Source organism: Acinetobacter beijerinckii CIP 110307 (genome assembly GCF_000369005.1).
Taxonomy (GTDB): domain Bacteria; phylum Pseudomonadota; class Gammaproteobacteria; order Pseudomonadales; family Moraxellaceae; genus Acinetobacter; species Acinetobacter beijerinckii.
Genome location: NZ_KB849766.1, coordinates 180,906 through 193,283, shown reverse-complemented (window position 1 = coordinate 193,283; position 12,378 = coordinate 180,906). Strand labels below are relative to the sequence as shown.

The 12,378-nt window shown below is 39.4% G+C and carries 12 protein-coding genes; 4 read left to right on the top strand and 8 right to left on the bottom strand.

Annotated elements, in window-relative coordinates:
• The first annotated feature begins 92 nt into the window (after positions 1–92).
• On the top strand, positions 93–1,223 hold the full coding sequence (locus tag F933_RS14045) for a CNNM domain-containing protein (RefSeq protein ID WP_005062310.1): 1,131 nt from the start codon (positions 93–95) through the stop codon (positions 1,221–1,223).
• Positions 1,224–1,325: 102 nt separating this feature from the next.
• Here F933_RS14045 and F933_RS14040 read toward each other — a convergent pair whose 3' ends face one another.
• A complete protein-coding gene (locus F933_RS14040; RefSeq protein ID WP_005062308.1) occupies positions 1,326–2,021 on the bottom strand; it encodes a Crp/Fnr family transcriptional regulator in 696 nt (231 codons plus the stop codon).
• Between the two features lie 106 nt (positions 2,022–2,127).
• Between F933_RS14040 and F933_RS14035 the strand changes: the two genes are divergently transcribed.
• Together F933_RS14035 and F933_RS14030 are read left to right on the top strand one after the other, a co-directional pair.
• Complete coding sequence (locus F933_RS14035) at positions 2,128–2,661, top strand: Mpo1 family 2-hydroxy fatty acid dioxygenase (RefSeq protein WP_005062307.1); 534 nt, start codon at positions 2,128–2,130, stop codon at positions 2,659–2,661.
• 129 nt (positions 2,662–2,790) lie between these two features.
• The gene (locus F933_RS14030) at positions 2,791–3,360 is read left to right on the top strand and encodes a hypothetical protein (protein WP_005062304.1); all 570 of its coding nucleotides are present in this window, start codon (positions 2,791–2,793) and stop codon (positions 3,358–3,360) included.
• A gap of 86 nt (positions 3,361–3,446) precedes the next feature.
• Here the strand turns inward: F933_RS14030 and ychF are convergent, their stop codons facing one another.
• The 7 genes from ychF to F933_RS13995 form a co-directional block, all read right to left on the bottom strand.
• The gene (gene ychF / locus F933_RS14025; protein ID WP_005054564.1) at positions 3,447–4,538 is read right to left on the bottom strand and encodes a redox-regulated ATPase YchF; all 1,092 of its coding nucleotides are present in this window, start codon (positions 4,536–4,538) and stop codon (positions 3,447–3,449) included.
• Between the two features lie 99 nt (positions 4,539–4,637).
• Positions 4,638–5,297 (bottom strand): methionine ABC transporter permease, encoded by a 660-nt coding sequence (locus tag F933_RS14020; RefSeq protein ID WP_005062303.1) that lies wholly within the window; start codon positions 5,295–5,297, stop codon positions 4,638–4,640.
• Positions 5,278–6,348: a methionine ABC transporter ATP-binding protein gene (locus F933_RS14015; protein WP_005062301.1), complete on the bottom strand. Its 1,071-nt coding sequence runs from the start codon at positions 6,346–6,348 to the stop codon at positions 5,278–5,280. The genes F933_RS14020 and F933_RS14015 overlap by 20 nt, the downstream gene beginning before the upstream one ends.
• A gap of 11 nt (positions 6,349–6,359) precedes the next feature.
• A complete protein-coding gene (locus tag F933_RS14010) occupies positions 6,360–7,190 on the bottom strand; it encodes a MetQ/NlpA family ABC transporter substrate-binding protein (protein ID WP_034711199.1) in 831 nt (276 codons plus the stop codon).
• 27 nt (positions 7,191–7,217) lie between these two features.
• Positions 7,218–8,630: an LLM class flavin-dependent oxidoreductase gene (locus tag F933_RS14005; RefSeq protein ID WP_005062297.1), complete on the bottom strand. Its 1,413-nt coding sequence runs from the start codon at positions 8,628–8,630 to the stop codon at positions 7,218–7,220.
• Positions 8,630–9,853 carry an SfnB family sulfur acquisition oxidoreductase gene (locus F933_RS14000; RefSeq protein ID WP_005062294.1) on the bottom strand — a complete coding sequence of 408 codons (1,224 nt, stop codon included), beginning with the start codon at positions 9,851–9,853 and terminating at the stop codon, positions 8,630–8,632. The genes F933_RS14005 and F933_RS14000 overlap by 1 nt, the downstream gene beginning before the upstream one ends.
• 10 nt (positions 9,854–9,863) lie before the next feature.
• Positions 9,864–11,075, bottom strand: a complete 1,212-nt coding sequence (locus F933_RS13995; protein ID WP_005062292.1) for an SfnB family sulfur acquisition oxidoreductase — start codon at positions 11,073–11,075, stop codon at positions 9,864–9,866.
• Positions 11,076–11,433: 358 nt separating this feature from the next.
• On the opposite strand from F933_RS13995, the gene F933_RS13990 reads away from it, so the two are divergent.
• Positions 11,434–12,204: a glutathione S-transferase family protein gene (locus F933_RS13990; RefSeq protein ID WP_005062291.1), complete on the top strand. Its 771-nt coding sequence runs from the start codon at positions 11,434–11,436 to the stop codon at positions 12,202–12,204.
• The last annotated feature ends 174 nt before the right edge of the window (positions 12,205–12,378 follow it).

Genomic DNA, 12,378 nt, shown 5'->3' with positions numbered 1-12,378 from the left:
TCTGGATAATTGGTTGACACCAATTATCCAGAAAACGTAGGATAAATTTCCTCAATTATGTAAGGTTCTATGGTTAAAAGCCAAGTTCTCATATGGATATTCCCAGTTTAATTTCAGAAACTTTTGGTCAATTTTCTCTAGATTCAGCCCTCACTGGTGACGCTTTACTTTTATTTTTGTATGTTATTTTAGCTTTATTTTTTTCGTTCCTCTGTTCGATTGCCGAGGCCACTTTACTAAGTATTACTCCAAGTTATATTGCGGGTTTAAAAGAAACCAACCCTAAAAAAGCTGAACGATTAAGACGTTTAAAAGAAGATAATATTGATCAGTCTTTAGCAGCAATTCTTACTGTAAATACCATTGCACATACCGTCGGTGCGATTGGAGCTGGTGCCAAAGCAACTTCAGTATTTGGTCATGCATGGTTCGGTGTTTTCTCCGCAGTCATGACACTATTAATCCTATTCCTTTCAGAGATTATTCCCAAAACACTTGGCGCAGTATACTGGCGTCAGTTGGCTTCTTTCACAGGTGTTTACGTAAACTTATTGATTAAGTCGATGTACCCCTTAATTATTGTCTCTGAGAAATTAACTAAACTCATTTCTGGCAATAAAAAAGCACAGCAATTTAGTCGCGATGAGTTTGTAGCGATGGCTGGGATAGGAAAAGAAGAAGGTATGCTAAATGATCGAGAATCTAAAATTATTAGAAATCTGTTTTTGTTCAAGTCTTTTGATGCCAGTACGGTGATGACCCCGAGAATTGTCTTATCTGCCTTGCAAAAAGATATCACAATTGATGAAGCATTATCGACGTCAACGATCTCTAATTTCTCTCGTTTACCTATTTATGCCGATGATCTAGATCATATAGTTGGCTTCGTTTTACGTGAAGATTTACTTGTTGCGAAAAACCAAGGTAAAGGGAGAAATTCGATTAATGATTTCCGAAGAGAGCTCATTACTGTTATGGCTAAAACACCACTTTCTAAATTAATGGAAATATTATTGGAGCAGCGACAGCATATTGCATTGGTGGTTGGCGAATATGGCGATACCAAAGGTGTCGTGACTCTTGAAGATGTTGTTGAAACACTTTTAGGAATTGAAATCCTTGATGAAGGTGACAAAGTTGAAGACATGCAGAAGTTAGCAAGACAACTTTGGGAAAAGCGAGTTGAAAAAATGGGTATTCATTTAGAATCGCCATTCAAATAGTTTTTTTAATCAGTGCTAATACATAGTTGGCATTGTGTTATATCACTTTCGCCTGTGTAATCATCTTTTGAACAATATTTTGATTACACAGGTTTCAATCCATTAAAGTACCTTTTTAGATAATAATTTTAATTTGTTAAAATCAATAACCTGTATTTTTTTAAAACCTAATTGAATGATCCCTTGTTTTTCGAAAGCATTTAATTCTTGATTCACAGTTTGTCTAGAAATTGTCAGCATATTGGCCAATTGATCCTGTGAAATTTGAATATTTAGATCTTGAATAGACGAGCGGTTGCCGTAACCTTCCAATATAAATAACAAGCGTTGAGCAAGACGCTGACTAATACTTTGAGTTTGAATTGCAATTTGCTCTAAAAAGACATAACGAAGTTTTTGACTGGTTAGTAGGGCAAAGTAGTACCAATAGTACGGATTTTTTAATAAGAACTCTTTTAGTGGCTCTGCTGGGATTTGCAAAACAACGCTTTTTTTAAGTGCTATCGCATCATGAGAGCGTGGTTGTTTGTCTATGAGAGAAATCTCGCCAAACCACATGATTGGTTCAGCGATAGCAGCAATTGCTTCATTACCGTTAACGTCTATATAACCCAAACTAATTGATCCATCGAGAACACCATACACACCATCAAATTGATCTTGAGCATTAAACACAGCGGCATTTTTTTCAATGATGAGTTTCTTACCATGATCCAAAATGAACTGCTTGAAAGGCTCAGCAAGATGACTAAACCAAGCATTTTGCTGCAAATGGTGGATATAAATAGAGTCTAACACAGCATTTCCTTTCTCAAATATAAATCCATTTGTCAGCTACATGACAATTTTATTTGCTGATTTGTAATAGATTAATAACATATAGAAATAATATGAGGAATTAAAAATGACAAATTTGGAGCGTCTACTCAGTCAGTATGCTGCATATCATTTGGATCAGAAAAATATTGTGACCCATTTTGTGGGTATTCCACTGATTGTTTTTTCAATTTTATGCTTAACTGCGCGTGGGGGTGTAGAAATATCAGGAGTTTCAGTGACTTTGGCATCGATACTGATTGTATTGAGTGCGATTTACTATATATCACTAGATAAGTTATTTGGCATTCTAATGCTGATTATATTCATCGCAGCATATCCACTTGCAGTCAAAATAGCAGCATTACCGATGTTGAGTTGGCTAGGTATGAGCATCGGTATTTTTGTTGTAGGTTGGGTGTTTCAGTTCGTAGGACATTATTTTGAGAAGAAAAAACCTGCATTTGTTGATGATTTAGTAGGTTTAGCAATCGGTCCTCTATTCGTATTAGCAGAGTTCATCTTCTTACTCGGATTCCGAAAGTCATTGCATCAACGTATTTTAAAAGAAGCACAAATGAAACGTGCGGAAATGGATATGAAAACACAAACAGTGTCTTAATAGATTTATTTCAACTTAATAAAGCCAAGCTCATAATGACTTGGCTTTTTCATTTACTGATTCTAAAAGTGTGATCTAATTGCTAAGCTTAGTTTCAGTTTAGGTTGATGATTAATTATAAAAAAGCAAATGACAGGAATTTATGAATATTTGTACTTACCTGAAAAATTAGAAATTAAATGTCCATGTTGTGTCGGTAAAGCTAATTTCGAATTTGCCAGAATAGCCAAGATAACACTCAAGAAAGATGTCAGGTATTTCCAACAACACGCTGATTTTGAATATGAGCGCTTTCAGGATAGTTGCGGAGCTTATTGGCATGCGGCATTTTATTATCCAAATCTATCAATTCCGATTGAGCAAATTCAATACTTACCTAAAGGCTATGATGCAACAATTTGGCATGCACGGCATTCCAAACTAAGTCATGGAGGAGTCGTTTGTGAATTATGTGATTATCGACGAAAGCATCTATTAAATTGGCCGAATGATGCTTATTACACTGTGACGTATAAACAGCAGATTTTATGGGCATTTCATCATGAGGCTGCTTTAGATTTGTATCATTATCTAAATGAAAAATTGAGAGACCATAAAGAATATCGACATTCATTCTTTTTATTACATATCCCAACTATTTTTAAGCAGAAAAAAGCGAGATTGCATGTCACGCAACAATTGAAAAAGTTATTGTTATAAGTTGTTTTTTTAATTTCAGTGGTAATTAAAAAATAAAAAAACCGCCAATCAGATCAAATTGGCGATTTGGCAATCAAAACTTTGATTTATACGTTGAAGCGGAAGTGAAGAACATCACCGTCTTGAACGACATAGGTTTTACCCTCTAAACGCCATTTTCCTGCTTCTTTAGCGCCGTTTTCACCGTTGTATTGAATAAAGTCATCGTACGCAATACATTCAGCACGGATAAAGCCTTTTTCGAAGTCGGTATGAATCACACCAGCTGCTTGTGGCGCAGTCGCACCTACTTTAACTGTCCAAGCACGAACTTCCTGTACGCCTGCAGTAAAGTACGTTTGTAAGCCAAGTAAGCTATAACCTGCACGAATCACCACGTTTAGACCAGGTTCTTCCATACCCATTGCTTCCAAGAATTCAGCGCGATCTTCATCTTCTAATAATGAAATTTCAGCTTCGATTTGGTTGCAAAGCGGTACAACGATTGCATTTTCTTCAGCAGCAAGTTTTTTTACTGCGTCAAGATGTGGGTTGTTTTCAAAACCATCTTCTGCAACGTTGGCAATATACATGGTTGGTTTAAGTGTCATTAAACCAAAACCGCGAACTGCTTTACGTTCGTCATCAGAAAGGTCAGCGGCACGAGCTGGTTTGCCTTCATCGAGTAAAGGTTGGATTTTTTCTAGTGCTGCTTTGGTTGCGATTGCTTCTTTATCGCCACCTTTTGCTGCTTTAGTTAAGCGTAGTAATGCTTTTGCAACAGTATCAAGATCAGCAAGTGCAAGTTCAGTGTTAATGGTCGCGATGTCATCTAATGGGTCAATTTTACCATTTACATGAATCACATTTTCATCTTCGAAACAACGTACCACATGTGCAATTGCATCTGTTTCACGGATGTTAGCAAGGAATTGGTTACCCAAACCTTCACCTTTAGATGCACCAGCAACCAAACCTGCGATATCAACGAATTCCATTGTAGTTGGAATAACACGTTGTGGTTTAACAATTGCTGTAAGTTTGTCTAAACGTTGATCTGGAACAGGGACAATGCCTGTGTTTGGTTCAATGGTACAGAACGGAAAGTTTTCAGCAGCAATTGCTGCCTTTGTTAATGCATTAAATAATGTAGATTTACCTACGTTTGGCAGACCAACAATACCGCAATTAAAACCCATGAAACCACTCACAAATGTGTTATTTAAAAATTGCTGCTGATTTTACATGAAAGCCATGACAAAGTCAGGTCATGGCGCGTGCGGATTTTTATTTCGGACTTAAACTTTGCGTTTATCGAGTTGTTTGGCAATATTATCGCCTGTGACTTGTACCAACATCACCAAGACAATCAGCACTAAAATTACCGCCAGCATGACTTGCATATCAAAACGTTGATAGCCGTAACGGTAAGCAATATCGCCCAAACCACCTGCACCAATCGCACCTGCGATGGCAGAGGAACTGATCATGGTCACAATGGTCACGGTAAAGCCTGCGACAATCCCAGGTAAGGCTTCAGGAAGTAACACATGCCAAAGAATCTGTTTACGATTACAGCCCATCGCCTGTGCTGCTTCAATCAGACCTTGATCCACTTCACGCAGGCTGACTTCGGCAATACGGGCAAAGAACGGAATAGCGGCGATGGTTAAGGGCACAATCGCAGCCAATACGCCATAGCTGGTGCCAACGATCCAACGGGTAAATGGAATCAATGCCACCATTAAAATCAGAAAGGGCACGGATCGAGTGATGTTAATGACCCAGCCCAAAGGCTGATTAATTTTCTTGGATGGGTAAATCCCAAAATCTGCGGTACTGACCAGAATCAAGGCAATCGGCAGACCAATCAAAAAGGCCAGAATCGCAGAGACACCGACCATGATTAAAGTATCGGTCGTACCTGTGAGTAACAGATCAATGAGTTGATTGTACATAACCGATCACCTCAAGTTGTGTTATTGCAGAATGTTTTTCAAAGTGTGGGTAAGTTAAATCAAATTCTGGAGTGGGAACCCCGATAATCAATGAGCCAATCGTACGTTGTTGAATGTTATTAATTTGGTTGTGGTAGATTTGAACAGGACGACTAAAACCACTAAGCAATTCGTATAAATCAGGCACCGATTTCGATTCACTGACATATTTCAATTTTAAAATCTGATGCGTACTCTGAGGCAGAATGGTTTGGCTCAACTCAAAGGGTAAATTTACCTGTTCAAAGTTAAGTAATTCTTGCGTGATCTGTTGTTGTGGATTGGAAAATACCGACCAGACTTGCCCAGACTCAACGATTTCACCTTGATCAATTACGATGACTTGATCGCAAATTTCTTGGATGACCTGCATTTCATGGGTGATCAAGACAATAGTTAAACCAAGGTCCTGATTGATCTGTTTTAATAAGGACAGAATATTGGCGGTACTTTCAGGGTCCAGTGCTGAGGTGGCTTCATCACAGAGCAGGACCTCGGGCTGAGAAACTAAGGCACGCGCGATACCAACTCGTTGTTTTTGTCCACCAGACAATTGAGCTGGGTAATCATTTCGCTTTGCCTCTAATCCCACCAGCGTCAGTACCTCGGTGACCCGTTGTTCGATCTCAGCCTTGTCATAACCCGCAATACGGAGTGGCAAAGCCACGTTTTCCCACACCGTTTTGGCAGACATTAAATTAAAATGCTGAAAAATCATGCCGATTTTCTGCCGAGTTTTGATCAACTCGGCATGGCTAAATTCTGCAATATTTTGTTGATGAATCAGAATACTACCTGTATCAATCGACTCTAAGCCGTTTAAGGTACGGAGTAGGGATGATTTACCAGCGCCACTTTTCCCGATAATCCCAACAATCTGTGTTTTGGGAATATCAATATTAATGTCTTTTAAAGCATGTAAGCGTTGGCCCTGTACATCATAAAACTTATTTAAACAACGTATTTTCAGATGCGGGAATGAAAAATCGACCTGTGAACCAAAACTCACCATGATTGTTCTCCTTATTTCCAACCTGGGAACCACAACGTTGGACCGAAATCGTTATCCAAGGCTGCTTTAACTTTGGGTGAGTTTTGATAAATTTCGACAAATTTCTGTAGTTTGCTGTCTTTATCCTGATAATCATCACGCACCACAAATAAAATCGCATAACGTTTATTGGTATTGTCATCAAACAATAAGGCACTTTCAGGATCAGCCGTTTTGGCTAAACGTAAGTAATGTGGATAGCCAAAAGCGAGATCAACATCATCAATGGCACGTGCAGTTTGGGGTCCTTCAACTTCGGTAAATTTCAGATTCTTCGGATTCGCGCTAATGTCTTTCAATGCAGAAAGGTGATTGTTACTGTCTTTCAGTTCAATCAACTTGGCTTGTTGGAATAGCAATAAAGCACGCCCTTGATTGACAGGATCATTCGGAATCGCAACAGTTGCACCATTCGGAAGTTCATCAAAACTTTTATATTTTTTTGAATACAGTCCAACATGTGAAGCCGCACCCGCAGCAAATGACTTTAATTTAAAGCCAGTTTCTTTAATGGCATTATCCAAAAAAGGTTGATGCTGGAAAAAGTTTGCATCAATATCACCATGATTCAAAGTGATGTTTGGGGTATTCCAGTCGGAAAACTCGACCAATTTGACATTCAAACCTTGCTGTTTGGCTTCATCCGCTGCAACTTGCAGTGGATGGGCAAAAGAGGGACTAATCCCAATCACCAGTTCACTGCTATGGTTCTGTTTTTGTTTATTCCAAATCAATAAGGCAATAATCGCAACAACGAAGACAAGGCCAATACCGAGCCATTTTTTAGAGGCTGTTTGAGCAATATATTTCTCCAATTCTTTTCTTTAATGTTAAGCACTAATTTCTTCAATTATTTTTAGGGTAGCTGTGTTGTTATGCGGTCTACATCGAAACTGATTAGCAGGATGGCTAGCAGCTAAATGATCGCCTTGGGCAAACAGTTTGTTACGCAGTGAACCTGTGGCATATTCAGTTTTATAACGTCCACGTTGCTGTAACTCAGGAATCACTAGGCGAATGAAGTCATTGTGTGATTCAGGTGCAACCGTACGCGTCAGGTTAAAACCATCAATGCCAGTTTGATCGAGTAGCTCAATCAGATATTCTGCAACTTCCGTAGCACTCCCGACAATCAGTGGATAACGTCCACCCAAAACATGCTGTGCTTTTAAGTCATTTTTACTGATACGCTGTTCTTTAAATTTTTCATTGACGGAGGCAATGCTATTGCTCTTTTGATAAGGAATCGCTTCATCATCAGCAAACTTAGCAAGATCAATACCGACGGAACTGGCATAATGCGCTAAACCTGCTTCTGGGCTGGCATATTGGCGATATTCAGCCAGTCTCTGTTGAGCAAGTTCATGTGTTTCAGCCACAACGACGGTAATGCCGACAAAGATTTTAATCGCATCTTCATCTCGATCTTGCTGTGTTGCTTGTAGTCGTATTTTATTAACTTGCTGACGAATTTTTTCAGGCTGATCACCGCCAATAAAGATACATTCGGCATGACGTGTGGCAAATTGCAGACCTTTCGGTGATGCACCTGCTTGGAAGAGTGTTGGGGTACGCTGTAGTGACGGCGCAACCTGAAACACCCCTTGGCTTTGGTAATATTGGCCTTGATGATTGATCGAGTGGACTTTGTTCGGATCAGTAAAAATGCGTTGTTGCTTATCTTTTCTCAAGGCATCATTTTCCCAAGAGCCTTCCCAATATTGATAGCAAAGCTGTAAAAACTCCTCGGCTTGATCATAACGGGCATCGTGATCTCTTAAATCTTTTTGCCCAATCAAACGTTCGGCACTATCTAGATAGCCTGTCACGATATTCCAGCCCAAACGACCTTGAGTTAAATGATCAAGACTGGCAAAACGCCGTGCAAACTGGTAGGGCTGTTCATAGCTGAGATTGACAGTCACGCCGAAGCTTAAATTCTGCGTCACCAAGGCCATTGCCGAAATCAGGGTCGATGGATCATGGCTCGGTAGTTGAATGGACTCTTTGAGGGTCAGATCAATCCCATTCTGATAGACATCATAGACCCCTGTAATATCGGCGAGGAATAGGCCATCAAACAGACCCTGTTCCAAGGTCTGTGCCAATTCAGTCCAATAACTCAGTTCATTAAAGCGATGTGATTGATCACGCGGATGGGTCCATAAGCCATGATTGATATGACCGACACAGTTCATATCAAAGGCATTTAACAAGATTTTTTTAGCAGTCGTTTGGCTCATTACAAAGTCCCCCGACGTGGAGGCAGAATGCCATTCAACACATAATTACCAATGAAGTAATATTTCCAGCGTGCAGCATCATGCAAGGTGTGTACACGCACATTACGCCAATGACGATCAAGACCATCAGCACGTTGACTGCCACGACTACCCGCCAACTCAATCAGTTTCGATGATGCCTTTAATGCTGTTTCAGTACTATGTGCACGAACTTTGGCGACATCAATAGAGGCTTTGGCTAAGGTCTCAGCATTCAACTCATATTTAGCAGCATCAACAGATCGGGCTGCCTGTTTAAGTAATAATTCACTGGCTTTGACATCGGTTGCCACACGACCGAGTTCAGATAGGGTTAAGGGGTCTTGAGTGGCGGAATCAATATTGGCATCAATCCAAGGGCGGGCGACACGCACACGCTCCAGTGTTTCTTCAAAAGCAGCACGAGCAATCCCGACTTCAATCGCGGCATGCATGATTTGAGCAAAGGGGCCAACCAAAGACAGTTGCTTAAAGGCAGTATCAAAAGGAATCACATCCTCTTTGGCAACAAACACCTGATTAAATTTGACTGTACCGCTGCCCGTAGTCCGTTGCCCAAAACCAGACCAGTCATCAATCAGTTCTAAACTTTGGCTATCTCTTTGTACAAAAGCCAAAAACTCATTGCCCGTTTCATCAACCACTAAAGTAGGAATACTATGTGCAAATAGGCTACCTGTGCAATAAAACTTTTCTCCTTGGATCAGATAACCGTTTTCGTTTGGAATTAAGGTAGTTTGTTTATGTGCAGAGGTGCGGGTTTTAAATTCAGCCAGTGCATTACCAAAACGCGCACCTTGTAATACTTCTTGATAGAGGCGTTTCTTTTGCGCTTCCGTACCAGTATTGCGCAATACTTCCAGCGCATAAAAATGGTTTTGTGGAATCTGACCGATTGAACCATCCGCACCACTAAACAGCGCAATCACTTTAGCGACGGTGAGGCTGGAAACTTCTGCACCACCATACTGCTTAGGTACAGTAATCGCCCATAAACCTGCCTGACTATAGGCTTCGATTTCTGTAAAAGGCAAGTTCCGGTTGGCATCACGTTCAACCGCAGCTTGTTTAAACTGCTGACTCAGTTGCGTAGCAATTTGCAATGCTTCAGCATCGTTTTGAATAATATGCGCTGCTTTAATATGGGTTTTAGCAAAACCTTGTAATTCTTGGTATGAGGTCATGATTTACTCCTTAAATCCAAGCATGGCGGGCAGGGTGAGTACCATTGAGGTAATAGTCACCGATGGCATGAAATTTCCAACGCACAGGATCATGTAATGTATGTACGCGAGCATTGCGCCAATGCTGATCAAGATTGTGTTGGCTTAGGCTGGCACGACTTCCTCCAAGTTCGAGTAATTTTTCTGAGATATGCAGGGCAGCATCATTGGCATAGATCTTTGCTTCCGCCACTAAAATAGAAGCGCGCGCGGCTTGCTCGGCAGAAATCTCAGTAAGTTGATCAAGTTCATCTAGATATTCGGCAGCATTATCCAGTAATAGAATGGTTGCATCGAGCAGGATATTGAGCTTGCCAACTTCTTGTAGGGTGTAATGTTCTTCACTGGCTTTTTCTACGCCGGCATCCACAATTGGACGTGCTTTACGAATACTGGATAAAGTGTCATCAAAAGCAGCTTCAGCAATGCCAACATCAATCGCAACTTGTAGAAGCTGAGAATAAGCACCGCGAACATTTGGGGTATCAGCAATAATGCGCTCATCGAAAAATAGTGCAGGATCAACGACAACGTTGTGTAGTTTTACCGTTCCGCTTGCTGTAGTCCGTTGCCCAAAGCCATTCCAGTCATTAATCACTTCCACGCCTTCAGCATGACGATCAACGATTGCCAATACGGTATAGCCATCTGGATGTAAGGTACGAATCGCTACCCAATCTGCAAAGCTGGTTCCTGTAGAGTAAAATTTTTCTCCATTTAAAAGATATTGACCATTTTCTAACGTTAAAGTGGTTTGGATGGCTTTAGTATCTTTTGAGTTTTTCTCTGGACCACCATTGGCGATGCGTTTACCTGCAAGAATTTCAGCGTAGATAAACTGTTTTTGTGCATCTGAACCTGTGATATTAATAAAATTTAAAAGACCGAATTGGTTTTGTGGAATTTGTCCAACATTCGCGTCTGCCTTACTCAAAATACGAAACACATGGGCCAAAGTTTTATTGGAAACAAAAGCCCCTCCGTATTGTTGTGGTACACGGATTCCACCTAAACCTTTTTGACTAAAATGAATGATTTGTTCGGTAGGTAGAATACGATTTTGATCCCGATCATTTCGATCTTCTAATGCAAAGTCAGCAACTTGATAGGCAGCGTTAATGGCCTGCTGATCATTTGAAATCAGTTGGGTTTTAGCTTGAATCACTGATTGATTACTGGACATGTGAGCACCTCTAATAGATAATAGGAACTTTACAAAAGTTTTACTTTTCCACTAAACCATCAGTTTTGGTTTAGATATCATAATAATTGTTAAGCATTTATTATGAGAAAATTAACGTAAAAATAGATATTGAATAATATTAAAAAACAATAACTTGTGGTTATTTTGAATTTAATGGTGATGTAAAAAAGAATATTTCTATGAAATAAAAGAATAATAACAACCAAAAAACATATAAAGAAATTTAGCCGAAATTAAAAAAGATAGAGCGAAAACGACATTGTAATCATTCACTTTTACTTCTAAAGTAAGGAAAACTTTATGTTTGAATGAATAGAAAAATAAATTTGGAGAATTTATGCGGGTTTTATACCAATTTCCTTTGTCTCACTATTGTGAAAAAGCTCGCTGGTTGTTAGATCATAAAGAATTGGACTATGTGGCACATAATTTAATTCCTGGTGTTCATCGGGCATTTACTTATCTCAAATCTGGGCAATATTTTTTGCCAATGCTAAAAGATGACAAACGATGGGTTGCTGATTCAACCAAGATTGCCCTCTATCTTGATGCGACTTACCCAGAGCATGCATTACTTAGACGTGATGAAAACCTACGCAAACAGGCACTTGAGATTGACGAACTTGCTGGTGAATTAGGTGTTCATGTTCGTCGTTGGACGCTAGCACAAGCACTTTCTATAGGTGATCATCCACTTGAAATTATGATGGGTGAGCAAGGTTATCTACGTCAATTTGAAAAAATATCAAAACCAATTCTAAAGAGTTTAGTTTCTACGAATTACAAACTGAACCCAGAAAAAGTTGAGAAATCTAAAGTAAGAATGACAGCGTTAATTAGGGATTTAAATCAACGTTTGATCGACAATCAAGGACGTTATTTGGTCGGTGATCGTTTAGGTTTAGCTGATATTGCAGTTTGTTCTATTCTCGCACCTTTGCTAGTGATCAAAGGAACGCCTTGGGAATTAGAAAATGATGATATTGAACAATTTTCAGGTGAACTAAAAGCGTATCATGATTATTTACTAGACTTACCAATCGGGCAGTATGTACAGAGAATTTATGCAACCGAACGTAATGCACGTATCGATTGGCGCGGCCTCTAATTGACTCATGTAATCAATAGATACAACCCTGATTTTAAATCAGGGTTTTTTATGGGAAAGAAAATAGGGGAAATGCCAAAAAATTAAAAAATTAATGAACAATAAAAATAATTTTTAAAAGAAAATTCGTTTTTATACTGAAATATTAGAAATTATTGCCAAATTTACTTTAAA

Coding starts and splice junctions, on each gene's coding strand:
- F933_RS14045 (WP_005062310.1), top strand. CDS start 93: ATGGATATTCCCAGTTTAATTTCAGAAACTTTTGGTCAATTTTCTCTA.
- F933_RS14035 (WP_005062307.1), top strand. CDS start 2,128: ATGACAAATTTGGAGCGTCTACTCAGTCAGTATGCTGCATATCATTTG.
- F933_RS14030 (WP_005062304.1), top strand. CDS start 2,791: ATGACAGGAATTTATGAATATTTGTACTTACCTGAAAAATTAGAAATT.
- ychF (WP_005054564.1), bottom strand. CDS start 4,538: ATGGGTTTTAATTGCGGTATTGTTGGTCTGCCAAACGTAGGTAAATCT.
- F933_RS14020 (WP_005062303.1), bottom strand. CDS start 5,297: ATGTACAATCAACTCATTGATCTGTTACTCACAGGTACGACCGATACT.
- F933_RS14015 (WP_005062301.1), bottom strand. CDS start 6,348: ATGGTGAGTTTTGGTTCACAGGTCGATTTTTCATTCCCGCATCTGAAA.
- F933_RS14005 (WP_005062297.1), bottom strand. CDS start 8,630: ATGAGCCAAACGACTGCTAAAAAAATCTTGTTAAATGCCTTTGATATG.
- F933_RS14000 (WP_005062294.1), bottom strand. CDS start 9,853: ATGACCTCATACCAAGAATTACAAGGTTTTGCTAAAACCCATATTAAA.
- F933_RS13995 (WP_005062292.1), bottom strand. CDS start 11,075: ATGTCCAGTAATCAATCAGTGATTCAAGCTAAAACCCAACTGATTTCA.
- F933_RS13990 (WP_005062291.1), top strand. CDS start 11,434: ATGCGGGTTTTATACCAATTTCCTTTGTCTCACTATTGTGAAAAAGCT.